Here is a 15011-nt window from a genome sequence, read left to right as displayed (position 1 = left end):
TTTCGCATTTTCCTGTAGCTCAAGATGATTTAACGAATATCGTAGGATATATTCAGGTGGATGATCCTATAGCTGCTATGAACTTCCTTGATGTAGCAGATAAAACCATTTTGCAAAACTCAATTACTCACAATTACTTTTTCCAAAAATATTCTGTCTTTAAAAACTCCATTCTTTTCTGCTTTTTCTAGCTTTGTCCGTTCTATTTCATCCTTTGAAAACTCCATAACTGAAGAGATTGCTTCAAGCACTTCCCACACATCACATAGTTCTTCGAGGCTGTTATCTTTTAGGTACTCAGCAACCTCTTCCTGTAATTTTTCATGCAAACAAGCAATATATTCATCGTTACCCAAGACTCGGGTAACGGGGATATTTCCATCATTTCTAATAATATCCGGAATATTATCTCTAACTAATTTATTATATTGCTTTTCATCCACAACCCAATCCTCCTGAATTATAAGAATTCATACTACGTAATATGCTACAAGTGCGCAATAGGCCACAACTAATCCCCAATCCGCGCATGAAGGCGCGGTGCCTTTGCGTACGGTTTCGCATAACGTTTTGAGGGTTCACGACGTCGGGCTTTCCCATGAGAAGCGCTTACCCGATGTCGTGAACCCTCTGTTATATGTCGTTCACACGTTCTTATACTTTCAAATAGCCAGCAGATACTTGTGTGCCAACTAACGTGCCTCGATAATAAATTTCCTCGGTTTGCAAAATTGCATTAAGGTTACCACTAAATCTTAATTGATAGACAAATTCGCCATCTTTATAAAAATATTCCGTTGCTAAATCTCCACCACAATTTAATAAGTGTATACCCCTTGCTTTCTTCAAGAACTCGTAAATATCCTTTTCTGAAACAAAAGAATTCATCCGAACATTTCCGACATAATCACAGGCCCAGATTGGTTCCCGCAGATCCTTCGTGTAAATGTACTCAACTCCGCTATATGGGTTAAAACCTCGGTATGAATCAGTAAACAAATATTTTCCCTGCTCAAGTTCAAAATGCCAATCGTAAATGTCACCGGGAACGTATGGATTATAAGTGGGATTTTTCTTAACGTAACACTCTGTGCGTCCTAAAATAAGAAGACTAAACAACTGCTTCCTAGTAACCATAAAAAATCCCCCAAACAATCAAAGCTAATAAGATATACCCTAAAAATAATGAAGCAGCTAAAACCTGCTCCGATATGCGAATGCAAGTCCCCGCATCATCCTCTAAGTAGCGAGAACCTGCTGTTCTACAACGTATTGTGCCCCCAGTTTCAGACAGCGCCATGGACGGTGCTGCCTTAAACATAACCTGAGACTTCATCGTCATAAAATGTGCAATATTTATCTTGAGTTCTTATTAATATAAATATTCAATGCTTGCGTTGCCTTAAATGATACAAAAATAACCGACATATACAACATAACTTCTAATATAGCTTTCATAGAACCTAAAACGATATTTAGATAACCAAGACCCATCATAATAATACCCCCTATTAAATATTTCTTGTTACACATTTTCCTACGTATGCATTTGGATCATAAAGAAAGTGCAAGCTACTTCTCTATTCTATCAAGGATTATGTAAGTACAAAGTATTACAGTATATATTAATCCTATTAACAATGAATGTGTCAGTAAATGATATGAGGCTTCGACTGATGAATAGTTAAACATTGCAATTAAAGCAAATGCAAATCCCCAAAATGAATGTGAAGGGGCATCCCAAGATGCATCCTAAAGATATGAATTTCATTGACCCATGATCTTACTCAAATAGAGAGTCAAACTCTTCTTCAGTGTAAACCACTATACCATTAGCCGCTAATAATCCTCCAGTATAACCATTCCCGTCTCTTATGGTTCTAGTAAATGTCCCGTCATATACTTTTCCATATCCACAGGATGGACTCTTTGATTTCAATATGGCTACTGTAATTCCGATCGTCTTAGTAATTTCTAAGGTCTTTTGTCCTCCGTCTTCAAAAAATGTAGTGAGATCTTTGCCCTCTTTGCTCACAACTCTTACATTTCCATCCCTAACCTCAACAATCTCGCAACTATCTCTCGGTATTGCTAAACCCCCAAGTAATTCGGGGCATACCGCAATAGCCTTTCCACTCCGAACTAATTCTTCAACACCACTGACCCTTGTGTTCTGTCCGTCGTATCTACAATTTATGCCCGCCAAACAAGCGCTAACCAAATACATTCATTCTCCCCCTAACTCCCGAAAATTCGCCAAACGAACCCAAAAACCTCAATATTCTTTTCCGGCATGCCCTTTCGGATAACGTTTAGGAGTTCCCGAGGCGTCCCAACTACATGCATCATTCACAAGTTACGGGAACTCTGTGTTATATGATGTTTCCTGCCCCACGAAGCCTGAGTCCATGGGCGGTATGCCCCTAGCAATTTCTATTCAACGCATTTTACTCTTTAAGAATTATCTATCGGTCAATTACTGCTATTCTTCTTAACTATAATTAATTAGTCGATTTCCTAATGTATATAATTCTAAACACGGTTCAATTTTCGTCTTATAACATTTATCATTTATAAACATAAACGTCCCAGATGGCTCGACTTTAACTATACTCCCATCATTTATTGATAGAGTGAATTGTACTGACTGTCTATCGCCTTCTCGGCCCGTATCATCCTCTTTATAGATAACAACAGAATTCAAGGTGTCTACGAGTGATTGAATTTTAAATTCATCCTGAATCTCGATTGTTTTCCCAGGCGGAGTTACCGATAAACTGACATTAACTATATTATCTCTAGTTAAGTCTTTGAATGGCCTTTTCCCAAAGCCATTTCCCAATATCAATATGGCTAGGATTATTACTACCACAATAATTACTTTTTTCTTCATCCGAGACTCCTTTCTAAATTCGAATTTCCCGTCGTGCTGTTAGGATATAAAAAATGGTTAGAATATCCTCGAATTAAATGTCAATATAAACTTCAAACTATTCCTTGTCTCGCAATCCTACAAGTAAGAAATATGATTTCCAGCCAAATCGCGTCTATATCCCCGCCATGGACGGCGGGCGGTCTTGCCGGAAATGTCATATAACGTTTTGGATTCCCGACGCGCCTTAACCCGCTTGCATATTGGCAAAGTACGGGAACATTTTGTTAGCTGATGTCTGGCGCTTGCATCTATCTATCACAATTATGATATAATAATAGCAAATACAATGATAAAGGAGAATGCTAATGCCTACTATAAAACCTATTTCCGATCTTAGAAATAACTTTAATCAAATATCTGAAATCTGTCATAAAGATGGTGAACCAGTCTTTATAACTAAGAATGGTCAAGGTGATCTTGTAGTGATGAGCATGGCCTTATACGAAAGACAACAAGCACTGTTAGATCTCTATCAAAAGCTGGGAGAAGCTGAAGCTCAAAGTAATTCAGGTGCAGAGCGAATCTCTCACAAAGATTTAATGAAAAATCTAAGGGAAAAGATCAATGGATAAGAAATATCGCGTAGAATATTTACCTGTAGCTCAAGATGATTTAACGAGTATCGTAGAATATATTCAGGTGGATGACCCTTTAGCCGCTATGGACTTCCTTGATGTAGTAGATAAAACCATTTCTAAACTTGCTTATTTCCCTTATTTAGGAGCTATCCCGAAGGATATACGGTTAATGCATCTAAATTATCGGGTTTTAATAATAGATAACTACCTTGTCTTCTATGTAGTTTTGGAGGAAGTAGTAGAAATCAGAGGAATACTTCATGGAAAAAGGCAATATAGTTTCTTGCTTTAACTCCGTTAGCTAGATTTCAGCTAACGTTCCGCGTATAGCCGACGCGCCCCAACCACATGCATCTTTCCAAAGTGTCGGCCATACGCTGTTATACGATGTGCGGCTTTACTACCCAAGCATTTAATTCTTTGATTGGTTTACGATCTTTTTCATCGGAATAAATCGAATACCATCTCTTTCTTGTTCATGATCTACCTGCTGAAATCCTATCCTTGCATAAATATTTACCGCATATGGTGATGAGTTTACATCAATTTCTGTCACCTGTGCCCTTTCAATAGCCAAAGAGATTAACTTCTTTGCTATACCTTTTTTATGATAGCGATCATCTACAAACAATAAAGCAATGTGATTCTGATTTCGAACTTCAATCATTCCGATAATTTTTTGCTCAAAAATCGCTACTAAGAAAAATGAAATTCCTTCCGTTAGTCTCTTTAACATGGCATTTGTATTGCAATACAGACAAAAAGCGGATTGGCCTTCTTCAGAGTAACCATGTCCAACATACTTATTAAACACTCCAAGAACCAAATCAGTGATAGCTTGGATTTCTTCAGGTCGAGCCTCTCTAAATTGAATATTCTTTTCCAAATTAACCTCTCCCACTAAGTAAATTGCATAAAATGAATATTAGGACGAGCATATCGTATAACGTTTTGCAGCTTCCAAAGCGTCATTCTGCATCCATCTTTTACTAAGTTTCGGGAAGGTGCTGTTATGCGATGTATCAACCCGAGCAATATCTTGCGGGTCCATGAAAGACTTCATGAACATGCCATTCAACAAATGTATCCCTAGGATAATATTCAGGACGAATTGGTGTGCGTAATTCTTTTCCGTGAAACTGCATTAACCAATCATTAAAACCACTTGTTCCATGCGCCCTTTCCGCAACTAAAAGTATTCTTGATGGAGTTATAGTAAAGACACCCCTGTCAAAAAGTTTATGATGCATAGCACATAATGCAATTCCATTTTCCTCCGAATCCGGCCCCCCTGCTTGATGCCACTTAATATGAGCAGCTTCTACAGCGATTAGGTTATTTCCCAATCTAACATTAAAACCACATACCGCACAGCTATATTCATAAGCATTAAGGATTCTTTCTCGGAACTTCGGATCTCTAAACTTGCTCACTTTCTTATCGAAATCAAGACCTACTGATGTTAAAATATCCTCGTGAATTGTATCAGGGAAATGATTGTTCAAAACAATTTCTGCTATTTCTCGAATTAAACCATCGTTACCATTTAGAATAGAATAAACCTCATCATTAAAGCCGCCGACAACTTGATGCTTCATTAACCAGCTGTCCTTAATATCATCTCTCTTAACAGATGTATTGAGTTCCCATATTCCATCGTTTGCTAATCTAACAAAGGGTTGTTCAGGGTGATAGGATTTTCTACTAGGGCCAAATTCAACTAGCAATTCTTTAAGCAATTCTCTAACTTCTTCATAGTATAAAGATTGTTTATTCCTACTTTGTAGCTGTCCAAGAGCCAATAAGATAAGTAGGGGTTTATGAGGAGCTCTTTCTTCTCCTCTTTTCCATATGCTTAGGCTATTAATCCTATCCTTCAATTCAGAAGAATTCAGCAGTATCACCTTCTCAAAATCAGATATATCGCATAACGTTGTATGAATTCCCGACGCGACCCAACCACATTCATCATCCTCTAAGTGTTGGGAATTCGCTGTTATACTAAGCCGTATGCCCCCAAATTCAGAGGCCGCCATGGACGGCGGTCCCTTGAGCCCTCTGTATACTTTACCTAAATTAGAATATTATGATTTGCTTAATCTCGCAAAAATCTCATGTATATTCCCGTCTGGGTCTGCAAATAATGCTGTTCTTTGATTCCAAGGCATATTCTGTGGTTCGTGGATAGGAGTTGCTCCCTTTGTAACTAACTGTGTAAATGATTCATCAACATCATTCGGATTTTCACATGGAAACGCTAGTTCAAAAGCCTGACCAATTACCTTTTTATCGTATTCGTTGCTATAATCATACATAACCTCTCTCATACAAATAGCAAATCGGACTCCATCATTTTCAAATTCAACATAACTTCCAAGGTCACTTTCAATCTTAAATCCAAGAACTTGATTATAAAAATTCTTCATCTTCTCTATATTGTTTGTCCAAATTGTAATTAGATTGATTTCTGCTTTCATCAAGATTCCCCCTTCTAATTTACAAACTAGTCTCTATGCTTTTCTGTAGAAAATCCGCGCATGGACGCGCAGTCTTTGCGTACGGTTTCGTATAACGTTTCGCAGGTTCATGAAGCGTCCTAACCACATCCATCTTAGCAAGTTTCGTGAATGCCATGTTATGTGCAGTGGCAACTTTCCTATCACTACAATGTTTTATTCCGATTTGTAAGCTTTACAAATACCTTTGGAATAAGGAACGGTGTTTGTTGTTTATATTCTATATACGACTTTCCAAGCCTTAACTCTACTTCAAACTCCTCGAAATATTTTATATAAAATATATGTGAGGGAATTATAATAAACAAATTAAGGAAGAAAAAATAAGTAGAATGCGCCATTAAGCCAACACCAAGTATCATTAGGTAATACCCCAATGCCATCGGATTTCTTAACTGATCATACACTCCACTAACCACTACATTCTTAGAAAACTTAAATGCCATTGCACCCCGACCTATTTTAGCCAACAGTTGGCTAGAAGCTAAACCATAGTACATTCCAATTAAGAAAAGTATGATTCCCAAGACCAATACAGGAATTTTACCTGGTAAGGTTTCTAAATTTAATACTTCGTCCAAACGTGTATATCCAGGATATACGAACTCTATCCATGCCGGTAAAACTAGGAAAAACCAGTAACAGAAATGGACCACTCTAATAGGTTTTTGAACGAAATCCATATTCGTGTTCCTTCTAATTAGCTTTCCGGACATAAAAGTAGTAATAACAAACACGAACACCCCGATTACTTGAAATATTATAGTTTCCATTTAGACACCTCCCAATTGAATCTATTCCGGCCATTGAAGTCCTTATTCCTTCTAAATCTTATAGAGTTGAACGAAGAAAAAGCTCACCTCCAATAAACAGCCCTAATATTGCCATTGCACATAACGTCCCGCGTTTTCAGGAAGCATCATACCACCTACATCTTGGCTAGTTTCGTGAATGCCTTGTTATACGATGGATGGCGCTTGTGACCAAGAGCATTAAAGCAATCATAAAATATATTCTGGCTTTTTCGAAAACCTACCCTGCTTATTAAGAAACCAGGTTACAACAATCTTTTTTTTAAATTTTATTTCTCTTGCTCCACTGGGACAGTTTTTTACGCAGCTAAAACAGCGAATACAAAGATCTCTTCGGATACTAAGATCATTCCGATCAATCGCTTGCTTCGGGCAGCTTTGAACGCAAATACCGCACATTTGGCATAGATTCACATTGATGCTCGGGAGCTTCGTGAAAATATTTCCGCTTTTCTGAGGGAAAATCGCATGAAGAAAAGTGATCATATTTCCAACAATTAATGGTTTGGCTAATTTTAGTTCAGCATCTTCGATTCCTTGGGCTGCCATTAACTTCTCGCCCGTTAATTTTCCAAACATCTTAGCCTCACTTAAATCGGCCTGATCCGGCCTTCCTTTGGCTATTGGAAGCGCGGAAACACTGAAAGAATGTTCACCTATAAATTTCCCCAAAGCAATAGCCCTTAAATTTCTTCTTCTGGTTATGACATATAGTTCTTCCATTGCCCACCCTGGACTGATATTGCCATAGACAGTAATTAAGACCACCGGCTTATTATTTCCTTCAATATTTGTAAGGAACGGATATAAGAATTTAGGTATTCGTTTTCCATAAACAGGTAAGCCAATGATAAGAATATCCGAGCTGATAGTCAGTTTTAGTTTTGCCCTCTCTTTGCTTAAGTTTAAATTTACGATTTGTATGTTATCAATATTCATTCCTTGAACAAAAGAGGACACTACCTTTCTCGTTGCGCCAGTCGGCGAAAAAAAGATGACTAACGCGGACTTAATTTCCATAGTCATTAACTCCTTAAACTTGTCCGTCCCGCAAGGGCTGGCGCAAGAACTTTCTTAACCGCACCCTCGCGTGAATCCTCGTGTTATCGGATGTGGCCCCCACCCCAGATCAACATCCTTTAAAATTCCTGTAGTAACTTTGGGAGCTGGGATAACGATCCAATTTGAATTTCATTTTGGTCCTGGTCTCTCTCTCCATTACGATTTAACCAGACACCCTTCATCCCTGCCAAGGTACTTCCTACTACATCCGTTTCAATTCGATCACCAACAACTCCAATTGAATCTAACTTCTCTATTTGATGTTGATAATCACCATTACTAATAACACCTAAAAACAAACCCATTTCCCATAGTTGTAGTAAACAAGGCTTCACATCTTGGAAAGGTTTCCATGAGTTCCGGTAGTATGTAAGATAATGAGTAAATTCAAGATCGGCTTCCTCATTAGATAACTTACGCCCAACTAAGTTATATAACTTTTGAATCCTTACCCTTTGCTGCTCTTTAAACGAAAGCTCTTTGTTCAAATACCTTTGATAATATAGATCAGCGAGATTAGTCCATATCTTCAGGAATTCTTCTGCACCCATCTTTAATATATCCGCCCGCAGATGTAAAAACTGAAGAGCTCCGTCTCTTTCAGCTGATTCATAATCAAGCAGAGTGCCGTCAATATCAAAGAATACTTCCATCCGGCAACCCCCTACCCGAATTATCTCTTGCATCTCTACTTGTCCCAAAACATTACATGCAAGGCCATTTCCGATAACGTCCCGCAGGTTCCCGCTTCGCCCTAACCACATTCATCTTTTCTAAGTGGCTGGAACCTGCTGTTATCTGCAGACCGTCGGGAATACATTAACAAACCGACGCATGCAGACTGGCTGTGAGTATAGAGAAGCATTTTTCCGAGATACCCGATTCATGCAAATCATTCCAATAACGTGCAGAATTGTATAATTATATATATGCACCTAATTCGTGGAAGTTGGATAAACTCCTTCTCCTTATTATCAAAACGCTCTTTATTATCACAAATAATACTAAAGCCAGAGATTTATTCCCTGACCAAATCGAAACTTTCATATATCTAAGCATAAAACCAAGTCTAGGGTCGCAGATAACGTCTCGCGTATTCCCGACGCACCATTCCGCATCCAATTCAGACAGCGCCATGGACGGCGCTGCCTTAAACATAACCTAAGACATCTGGGTCATAAAATAAGAATAAAATTACTTAATCGACTATAAATAATTTAGCACCTTTTTCCGTGTATGAACGGTGTGGATTAGTTTCGTCCGCTACTTGATAACTGGTCCCAGGTGTTAGAACAAATTTTCTTCCATCGTCAAGCTCAGTAACTAATTCACCTTCTAAAACAAGAAGCACATGCCCATGACTACACCAATGGTCTGCCATGTATCCTGGCGTATACTCTACCATACGGACCCGAATATTACCCATTTCAAAAGTACGCCAATAAGCTTCTCCCGTTACACCATTATGTATTGTTGGTACAATTGTATTCCAATCAATTGTACCGAAAGGAACATTTTGAATTTCCATATGCTTTCTTCCTCCTTAACCATTAAAAATTCTCTTCTTTTCAATTTGCTAAATCCTACAACTGCCATCCCAGACTTTCCACCGTACCATGGACGGCGCTACCTTAAACATCACCTCAGAATTCTGCGTCATAAAAATAAGAATAATGTGTAGTAATTAGCCTATCAGCCTTGATTAGATTTTGGAAATTCTATTTAAGTTCATTGGGATGTGGGCGTTCCTTGGTGGAAAACTATCTTCCATTTACTTTCATAATGTTTCCATACGGAACTTCGGAATGAATTCTTCTTGCTTTCATCTAATTCGCGATGTTTAACTAGCTTGTACATTACTAATATGCAATCTGTAGATAACTCTCTAACCATAAAATCAACTATCTCCCAGTCAAAATTAGAATTATCATCTTGAGCTTGAAATACATCACCATTTTTATAATGGTATTCAACCCCCGAAGCCGTAATCTCTGTAAAGTCGGATACTAATAGTTCAGCTATTTTTTGGGGTGACCTTCTTATTTCAGATGTCAATAAAATATTTTCTAGTTGCAAGATATGTTTCGTAATTTCATCCATTGTTTCCACCTTCACACCGACCCCTTTACTTCGCTTAATCCTACGACTGCGTAGGTATCCCTGTTTTTCACCCGCGCCATGGACGGCGCGGCCTTTGCACGATATGTTGTAGAACGTCCCGTGTATTACCGATGTTGCCGGCCCGATAGGGATTGGCGCGGCATTTGTTACTCTAAATTGTTACCCCAAACTGCAAATGCCATGACAAGGGCAATGTCGGTAATACGCTGTGACCGTTCCGATTAAACTAATCCATAAAAGTTGTTTCTTTTATTCCTGGCAATAGGTCATATACAGACATTCCAATCTTAGATTCGAATTTATCTTTAATTCGGAAAGTGGCCTTCCATTTCAAAACCGTTAAATCATTAATACCATATCTTAATGCTACATCTACCAAACGTTTCTCGAGTAAACAAAAACCCCTTGGCGTCGTCAATGCATCACAAAGTTGAATCAATTCATCATACGCTGAGTAATTGACACCAGCTATGTACTCTTTAATAAAATCGAATTCTTCATTAGTGCAATCATTATTTCCTGAGTACGAATCAAGGTTTTTCAATGGAAAGGAATGGGTTAGACTAACTTTTGCACAGTCTTCATAACCCATTTGGCTTATAAAATTATAACCATCTATGATGTGACGCAGATGTGATATCCCATAACGCCTTCCGATATCGTGAAGATACCCCATAACGTACGCAATTTCCGGATCAAGTTCTCTATGATAGCTAGCTATATTACGGGCTGCATCTGCCGTATATATTGAGTGATTCACCCAAGGCCCAGGATTTAATTTGCCTGCTTCAGACAATAACCGCTTAGCCTCTTCTATAGATGGAACTTTCATTTATTCCCCTTCTCACTAGAATTCTTGAATAGTCATGGCGTATAACTGTTCGAGTGTTTGCGACGCGTCCCAACCGCTTGCATCTCTGCTAGTGTTGCAAATACCATGTTAGACGATGTCGTGTTCCCCAGAGACTTGCTAAATTTTCTTTTGGACCTTGAAGATAGCAACATCCGATTGATCGAGATATTCCCATTGTCCTCTAATCCCTTCATGACTAGCCCCTATCTCAATGTGTATCATCGCTATTCCACAATCTAAGCGTTTTGAAATGTGGTGCGAATCTTTAAGATTGTCGACAGAAATCTTAATAGCATCGGTATCAACCGAAAATCGCCATGGTTGTCTATTTACTGCTGAAGGTGCCAATCGACCTACCACTAAAGCCGATTTTACCCAGGCAGGCCAATCTGTTTTGAACCCTTGGGGACATATTACTTCCATATCTTTTCGCTTATGTCCAGATGCAAAACTGGACATAATTTTTTCCTCTAAACTGTATTGTTCCGGGGCATAACCTAGTGGAGAAACAGCCAATACTCGCTCATTCTAGCTAATGGTAATCTGCCGCTTTACTTCATCAGGCCTAAAAAAGCCCCCAACCCAGCAGGTTGCTAAACCCATGGAAGTAGCCTCTAAAATGAAGCACTCAGAGAAATTCCCGAATGAATCCAATAATACTTCTCAATATTTTATTAAGACGAATTATTTAGGTCCATCAACTGGATACCATTTCAAATCTTCACTACTTACGGATGTTGTATTTTTAGGATATTTATATTCATATAAAATCTTACTATCCTTTGATAGTGCTACGGGGTTTAGATTATTTATATCTATTTCTTTATTCTATGAAAAGATAACTGGTTCTTTGACAGTTATCTCCTTTTTTACCCTATCCGTAGTAGGACCTGCCTGGATGTACGCTACAGTTGGGTCTTCAGTTTCTACAGCAAACGCCATCACATGACCTTGTCGACCGTTATAACTCATCCACCCAACTGTCTTAATCTGTCTGAACTTTTAGGAAAACGGGATGCCGCATGAGCTCGCCACAATAATCCTTCTTTAATTGCAATTACAGTACGGGGACCATTTGGTGTGTTAAACAGATAAACTCTACTTAATTGAAAATTAACATCCCCAAACTCCGTCGCAGATTTGTCCACATCAAAATGAGCCATTGCTGCTTCGTAAGGTGAAAACCTATACCCGCTTGAATATGAAAGCAAAATACCCAACGCAATAAGAAGTACGATTGTAATTAGAGTTCTCCTCTTAAAAACTACCCTCATATTCTCTCCCCCTCCGGCTATTTCCTATAACGTCCGCGTATTTCTGTAGCGTCATATTACATTCATTTTGACAAAGTTACAGGAAAGCGCAGTTATCTGAAGTGCGGAGAAATAATTAAAGTTTTATGGCTTGAACAGGACAAACTCGTTGGCAATTGCCACATAAAATACATTCTGATGATGAAACCGGTTTTTTCTCACTAATATATCCCATTACATCAACGTCCATTGGGCACTCCTTATTGCATTTTCCGCATTTAATACACTCGACACCGCTTGGCTTCGTTTTTATTAATGCTATTTTTGTCTGTGCTTTCATTACCAGTGATACCGGACAGCATATTTTGCAAAATGCACGTTTCTTTTTTAATTTAAACGCCATTATTATGGCAACTAGATAATATAAAGCGTTACCAACAAGAAACCAAACAAACTGATCAAACTTATGAAGTTGAAATGGTAAATCATCAAATCCGTATGAAGGTCGGTATATATGTCTATTTACATAGTCATAACCGCTTTGAATAAATAAAAATGGAATCAAAATTGAAATAATAAAGAAAAGAATTCTAAGATATGTATACTTCTTTGGAATTTTGTTGTTTTACCATTCTAGCACAGCTGCAGTCCAACAGCCCCATCCGCAATAACCACGTCCCCAAATAAGTGGGCCAAAAACTTTAGCTATTGCATAATGAATTAAAACCCTGGAAAATACCCCTGTATTAATAAAATAGGTAAAATAAAAAACAGTTTCTTCTAGCTGTAAATTCTCATGTTGCATAATTCCTAGGAAAATCAATAAAATAAGCGCAACTAGCGAAATACTAATTTTTCTTCCTATATCCCTATCCCTAGTTCCCATCCTTCCACTAATAAAAAAGCCGAGCGATACACTAGCGCCTATAGGAGCAAAGATAAACCAAAAACCGAACCAATCAACTGTTGCAAGTACTGCAGATAGTGTGACTCCTATTAAAAGAGGAATCATGTTTAGTAAAAATCTCTTCACCCCAAAACCTCTCATTACAAAATCTTAACAATACAGTATGAGATCACATCAGATTATTAAAGAAAGACCCAGCATTTCAGATAACGTTTTGAGGGTTTGCGATGTCAGGTTATTACCTAAAATGTTCTACCCCGATGTCGCAAACCCTCTGTTATCCGATGCCGTACGCCCCCAGATTTAGAGGCCGCCACGGACGGCGGCCCCTTAAGCTTCCGCATTATTTGAGTACGCTATATAAGAATGATGCGAATTACTTTATAAAAGATATTGCTCATTCTATGTGTAGTTTTTCAGCTTTTCTACAGACTGTTTCAGCCCCTCGATAGTCTTTGTTTCAAGAACTACACGACAATTATGTTCTCTCGCAAGAGAAAATCTTTCTCTTATATTAATTTCTCCTGTTCCTAAAGGAAGATGATTTTCCCTGCCCTTTGCATCGTGAGCGTGCATGTGATGAAGCCTTTCAATATGCTTATTTATAAATGGTTCATCAATGCCATTCACGTCATGACTATGACCAATATCAAAGGTTAATGCAAACACATTGCTTTCTAACAAAAGCTCTATACCTTCCATTGCAAATTCCTTAAAACCACTGCAATTTTCAATACATATTTTAATATTACTGTCACCTATGGCTTTTGTACACGTATCCCTAAACTTTTTTAGCTTTATCAGATAAATATCTTTATATTGATCAAACAAAAAAACCTTTTCAGTTGGCAAAGTGAAGTAAACTCCGTTTGACATATGCACATTAAGCACAGGGATTTTCAATTGTTTGGCAATCTCAATGATAACCAAGACAGTTTTCGTATATGCGTTTGCAATCTCGTTGTTAAAATCGCAAACGTTAAGATTCTCGTCAAGATGAATTGTAAAATAAATATCCTCATTTTCAGAAATTGTCTTGAGTTGTTGAACATCTATATTTTCAATTTGATATTGCGGTAAATTCATATTTAGTTCGATGAAATCTAAACCAAGTTCTTTACATAACTTAACACAGTCTTCAATGCGGTTGGTCTCGATAAGCGTTGGCATACCAAAATCAAGTGTTTTCATAGTAACCTCTCATAAAACCGTTTCTTCACATTTCCCTACGAGTGCGCCATAAATGTAATCCGCGCATGAACGCGCGGCCCTGCGTTAGGTTTCGGATAACGTTTTGAGGTTTGCGATGTCGGGTTATTACCTAAAATGTTCTACCCCGATGTCGCAAACCCTCTGTTATCCGATGCCGTACGCCCCCAGATTCAGAGTGCCGCCATGGACGGCGGCCCCTTAGTTTTATAACTATTGCTCAAAACCAAAAGACTGCCCAATTCTAATAAACATCATAATATTTTTCGAGTTTGTCCAAACTACTAAAATATTGATTATCAGAAAAATAGCCACTTTGCTTTAGTTCATCTAACAATTTCTTATACTTCTGAAACTTCTCATCGCTTTCACTCTTATTAGCTTTCTTCTTATTCATTTCGATAACATCTTCAAGTTGAGCATTACTCAACACTTCTATGTCTCTTAACTTTATCAAATCTAATTCATCTGTCTTTGCGAATAACTTATCCTCTTCATTAAACTTTGACCTCTTATATATCTGTTCTAATATAAAGAGGCCGGGGCTTAAAACTCCTACAACTCCGAATAAGTACGCATAAATTTCTGCCCCACCAATAATTCCTCCAATGTTCAATCCTATAAACCCCATTATTAGCGAGAGCACTATTAAAATCATAATTATCCCCCTCTTCCACTAATCAATTAGTCAGAATCTAATATGCAAATTCACCGCCAAAAATCCGCGCACGGACGCGCGGCCTTTGCGTACGGTTTCGGATAACG

The 15011-nt window shown here is 38.1% G+C and carries 24 protein-coding genes and 1 pseudogene; 3 read left to right on the top strand and 22 right to left on the bottom strand.

Annotation, left to right across the window (positions count from 1 at the left end; all coding sequences use genetic code 11):
* Positions 1-119: 119 nt before the first annotated feature.
* The 6 genes from DESME_RS02165 to DESME_RS02145 form a co-directional block, all read right to left on the bottom strand.
* On the bottom strand, positions 120-443 hold the full coding sequence (locus tag DESME_RS02165) for a nucleoside triphosphate pyrophosphohydrolase (protein WP_006716480.1): 324 nt from the start codon (positions 441-443) through the stop codon (positions 120-122).
* A 211-nt stretch (positions 444-654) separates the two neighbouring features.
* Entirely contained in the window at positions 655-1137 is a 483-nt protein-coding gene (locus DESME_RS02160; RefSeq protein WP_006716479.1) for a DUF5680 domain-containing protein, read from the bottom strand.
* The gene (locus tag DESME_RS16005; RefSeq protein WP_167998823.1) at positions 1127-1342 is read right to left on the bottom strand and encodes a hypothetical protein; all 216 of its coding nucleotides are present in this window, start codon (positions 1340-1342) and stop codon (positions 1127-1129) included. The genes DESME_RS02160 and DESME_RS16005 overlap by 11 nt, the downstream gene beginning before the upstream one ends.
* A gap of 14 nt (positions 1343-1356) precedes the next feature.
* Entirely contained in the window at positions 1357-1497 is a 141-nt protein-coding gene (locus tag DESME_RS16000; RefSeq protein WP_006716478.1) for a hypothetical protein, read from the bottom strand.
* Between the two features lie 286 nt (positions 1498-1783).
* Positions 1784-2227, bottom strand: a complete 444-nt coding sequence (locus DESME_RS02150) for a 2-thiouracil desulfurase family protein (protein WP_006716477.1) — start codon at positions 2225-2227, stop codon at positions 1784-1786.
* 264 nt (positions 2228-2491) lie between these two features.
* Positions 2492-2893 (bottom strand): hypothetical protein, encoded by a 402-nt coding sequence (locus DESME_RS02145; protein ID WP_006716476.1) that lies wholly within the window; start codon positions 2891-2893, stop codon positions 2492-2494.
* Positions 2894-3240: 347 nt separating this feature from the next.
* Here DESME_RS02145 and DESME_RS02140 point away from each other — a divergent pair, with 347 nt between their 5' ends.
* Together DESME_RS02140 and DESME_RS02135 are read left to right on the top strand one after the other, a co-directional pair.
* Entirely contained in the window at positions 3241-3507 is a 267-nt protein-coding gene (locus DESME_RS02140) for a type II toxin-antitoxin system prevent-host-death family antitoxin (protein WP_006716475.1), read from the top strand.
* Complete coding sequence (locus tag DESME_RS02135; protein WP_006716474.1) at positions 3500-3805, top strand: type II toxin-antitoxin system RelE/ParE family toxin; 306 nt, start codon at positions 3500-3502, stop codon at positions 3803-3805. The genes DESME_RS02140 and DESME_RS02135 overlap by 8 nt, the downstream gene beginning before the upstream one ends.
* A 120-nt stretch (positions 3806-3925) precedes the next feature.
* On the opposite strand, the gene DESME_RS02130 is transcribed toward DESME_RS02135, so the two are convergent.
* The 11 genes and pseudogenes from DESME_RS02130 to DESME_RS02085 form a co-directional block, all read right to left on the bottom strand.
* Positions 3926-4399 carry a GNAT family N-acetyltransferase gene (locus DESME_RS02130; protein ID WP_006716473.1) on the bottom strand — a complete coding sequence of 158 codons (474 nt, stop codon included), beginning with the start codon at positions 4397-4399 and terminating at the stop codon, positions 3926-3928.
* A 136-nt stretch (positions 4400-4535) separates the two neighbouring features.
* Positions 4536-5393, bottom strand: coding sequence for a phosphorothioated DNA-binding restriction endonuclease (locus DESME_RS02125; RefSeq protein ID WP_242837413.1), 858 nt, complete (start codon positions 5391-5393; stop codon positions 4536-4538).
* A gap of 204 nt (positions 5394-5597) precedes the next feature.
* Positions 5598-5990: a VOC family protein gene (locus tag DESME_RS02120; RefSeq protein WP_006716471.1), complete on the bottom strand. Its 393-nt coding sequence runs from the start codon at positions 5988-5990 to the stop codon at positions 5598-5600.
* A 19-nt stretch (positions 5991-6009) separates the two neighbouring features.
* Positions 6010-6147 (bottom strand): hypothetical protein, encoded by a 138-nt coding sequence (locus tag DESME_RS15995; protein ID WP_167998822.1) that lies wholly within the window; start codon positions 6145-6147, stop codon positions 6010-6012.
* Positions 6148-6175: 28 nt separating this feature from the next.
* Positions 6176-6712: a methyltransferase family protein gene (locus tag DESME_RS02115; protein ID WP_167998821.1), complete on the bottom strand. Its 537-nt coding sequence runs from the start codon at positions 6710-6712 to the stop codon at positions 6176-6178.
* Positions 6713-7030: 318 nt separating this feature from the next.
* Complete coding sequence (locus tag DESME_RS02110; RefSeq protein WP_006716469.1) at positions 7031-7861, bottom strand: EFR1 family ferrodoxin; 831 nt, start codon at positions 7859-7861, stop codon at positions 7031-7033.
* 119 nt (positions 7862-7980) lie between these two features.
* Positions 7981-8667, bottom strand: a complete 687-nt coding sequence (locus DESME_RS02105; protein WP_156922748.1) for an HAD family hydrolase — start codon at positions 8665-8667, stop codon at positions 7981-7983.
* A gap of 434 nt (positions 8668-9101) precedes the next feature.
* On the bottom strand, positions 9102-9431 hold the full coding sequence (locus tag DESME_RS02100) for a DHCW motif cupin fold protein (RefSeq protein WP_006716467.1): 330 nt from the start codon (positions 9429-9431) through the stop codon (positions 9102-9104).
* A 200-nt stretch (positions 9432-9631) separates the two neighbouring features.
* Entirely contained in the window at positions 9632-10003 is a 372-nt protein-coding gene (locus DESME_RS02095) for a nuclear transport factor 2 family protein (protein ID WP_006716466.1), read from the bottom strand.
* 247 nt (positions 10004-10250) lie between these two features.
* Positions 10251-10856, bottom strand: coding sequence for an HD domain-containing protein (locus tag DESME_RS02090; protein WP_006716465.1), 606 nt, complete (start codon positions 10854-10856; stop codon positions 10251-10253).
* A gap of 138 nt (positions 10857-10994) precedes the next feature.
* Positions 10995-11480, bottom strand: a pseudogene (locus DESME_RS02085) (nitroreductase family protein).
* On the opposite strand from DESME_RS02085, the gene DESME_RS16210 reads away from it, so the two are divergent.
* A complete protein-coding gene (locus DESME_RS16210) occupies positions 11479-11826 on the top strand; it encodes a hypothetical protein (RefSeq protein WP_006719052.1) in 348 nt (115 codons plus the stop codon). The pseudogene DESME_RS02085 and the gene DESME_RS16210 sit on opposite strands and share 2 nt — an antisense overlap.
* Before the next feature lie 19 nt (positions 11827-11845).
* On the opposite strand, the gene DESME_RS16205 is transcribed toward DESME_RS16210, so the two are convergent.
* From DESME_RS16205 to DESME_RS02065, 5 genes are all read right to left on the bottom strand, one after another.
* The gene (locus DESME_RS16205; RefSeq protein WP_006719053.1) at positions 11846-12151 is read right to left on the bottom strand and encodes a hypothetical protein; all 306 of its coding nucleotides are present in this window, start codon (positions 12149-12151) and stop codon (positions 11846-11848) included.
* 115 nt (positions 12152-12266) lie between these two features.
* Complete coding sequence (locus DESME_RS16175) at positions 12267-12695, bottom strand: 4Fe-4S binding protein (protein ID WP_202962883.1); 429 nt, start codon at positions 12693-12695, stop codon at positions 12267-12269.
* Between the two features lie 60 nt (positions 12696-12755).
* Positions 12756-13163, bottom strand: coding sequence for a hypothetical protein (locus DESME_RS16170; RefSeq protein WP_006719058.1), 408 nt, complete (start codon positions 13161-13163; stop codon positions 12756-12758).
* A 276-nt stretch (positions 13164-13439) separates the two neighbouring features.
* A complete protein-coding gene (locus tag DESME_RS02070) occupies positions 13440-14228 on the bottom strand; it encodes a sugar phosphate isomerase/epimerase family protein (protein ID WP_006719060.1) in 789 nt (262 codons plus the stop codon).
* 262 nt (positions 14229-14490) lie between these two features.
* On the bottom strand, positions 14491-14904 hold the full coding sequence (locus DESME_RS02065; RefSeq protein WP_006719062.1) for a hypothetical protein: 414 nt from the start codon (positions 14902-14904) through the stop codon (positions 14491-14493).
* Positions 14905-15011 lie beyond the last annotated feature (107 nt).

The sequence above is a fragment of the Desulfitobacterium metallireducens DSM 15288 genome (assembly GCF_000231405.2).
Classification (GTDB): Bacteria; Bacillota; Desulfitobacteriia; order Desulfitobacteriales; family Desulfitobacteriaceae; genus Desulfitobacterium_A; species Desulfitobacterium_A metallireducens.
This window is presented reverse-complemented; position numbering and strand designations above follow the sequence as displayed.

What these genes read in the sequence shown, in the direction of transcription:
- DESME_RS02115 (WP_167998821.1), bottom strand. Translation starts at nt 6,712, where the DNA reads ATGGATTTCGTTCAAAAACCTATTAGAGTGGTCCATTTCTGTTACTGG.
- DESME_RS02160 (WP_006716479.1), bottom strand. Translation starts at nt 1,137, where the DNA reads ATGGTTACTAGGAAGCAGTTGTTTAGTCTTCTTATTTTAGGACGCACA.
- DESME_RS16210 (WP_006719052.1), top strand. Translation starts at nt 11,479, where the DNA reads ATGGAAGTAGCCTCTAAAATGAAGCACTCAGAGAAATTCCCGAATGAA.
- DESME_RS02145 (WP_006716476.1), bottom strand. Translation starts at nt 2,893, where the DNA reads ATGAAGAAAAAAGTAATTATTGTGGTAGTAATAATCCTAGCCATATTG.
- DESME_RS02090 (WP_006716465.1), bottom strand. Translation starts at nt 10,856, where the DNA reads ATGAAAGTTCCATCTATAGAAGAGGCTAAGCGGTTATTGTCTGAAGCA.
- DESME_RS02065 (WP_006719062.1), bottom strand. Translation starts at nt 14,904, where the DNA reads ATGATTTTAATAGTGCTCTCGCTAATAATGGGGTTTATAGGATTGAAC.
- DESME_RS16000 (WP_006716478.1), bottom strand. Translation starts at nt 1,497, where the DNA reads ATGATGGGTCTTGGTTATCTAAATATCGTTTTAGGTTCTATGAAAGCT.
- DESME_RS16005 (WP_167998823.1), bottom strand. Translation starts at nt 1,342, where the DNA reads ATGACGATGAAGTCTCAGGTTATGTTTAAGGCAGCACCGTCCATGGCG.
- DESME_RS02105 (WP_156922748.1), bottom strand. Translation starts at nt 8,667, where the DNA reads ATGTGGTTAGGGCGAAGCGGGAACCTGCGGGACGTTATCGGAAATGGC.
- DESME_RS02100 (WP_006716467.1), bottom strand. Translation starts at nt 9,431, where the DNA reads ATGGAAATTCAAAATGTTCCTTTCGGTACAATTGATTGGAATACAATT.
- DESME_RS02135 (WP_006716474.1), top strand. Translation starts at nt 3,500, where the DNA reads ATGGATAAGAAATATCGCGTAGAATATTTACCTGTAGCTCAAGATGAT.
- DESME_RS02120 (WP_006716471.1), bottom strand. Translation starts at nt 5,990, where the DNA reads ATGAAAGCAGAAATCAATCTAATTACAATTTGGACAAACAATATAGAG.
- DESME_RS02110 (WP_006716469.1), bottom strand. Translation starts at nt 7,861, where the DNA reads ATGGAAATTAAGTCCGCGTTAGTCATCTTTTTTTCGCCGACTGGCGCA.
- DESME_RS16205 (WP_006719053.1), bottom strand. Translation starts at nt 12,151, where the DNA reads ATGAGGGTAGTTTTTAAGAGGAGAACTCTAATTACAATCGTACTTCTT.
- DESME_RS02070 (WP_006719060.1), bottom strand. Translation starts at nt 14,228, where the DNA reads ATGAAAACACTTGATTTTGGTATGCCAACGCTTATCGAGACCAACCGC.
- DESME_RS02140 (WP_006716475.1), top strand. Translation starts at nt 3,241, where the DNA reads ATGCCTACTATAAAACCTATTTCCGATCTTAGAAATAACTTTAATCAA.
- DESME_RS15995 (WP_167998822.1), bottom strand. Translation starts at nt 6,147, where the DNA reads ATGGCATTCACGAAACTTGCTAAGATGGATGTGGTTAGGACGCTTCAT.
- DESME_RS02150 (WP_006716477.1), bottom strand. Translation starts at nt 2,227, where the DNA reads ATGTATTTGGTTAGCGCTTGTTTGGCGGGCATAAATTGTAGATACGAC.
- DESME_RS02095 (WP_006716466.1), bottom strand. Translation starts at nt 10,003, where the DNA reads ATGGATGAAATTACGAAACATATCTTGCAACTAGAAAATATTTTATTG.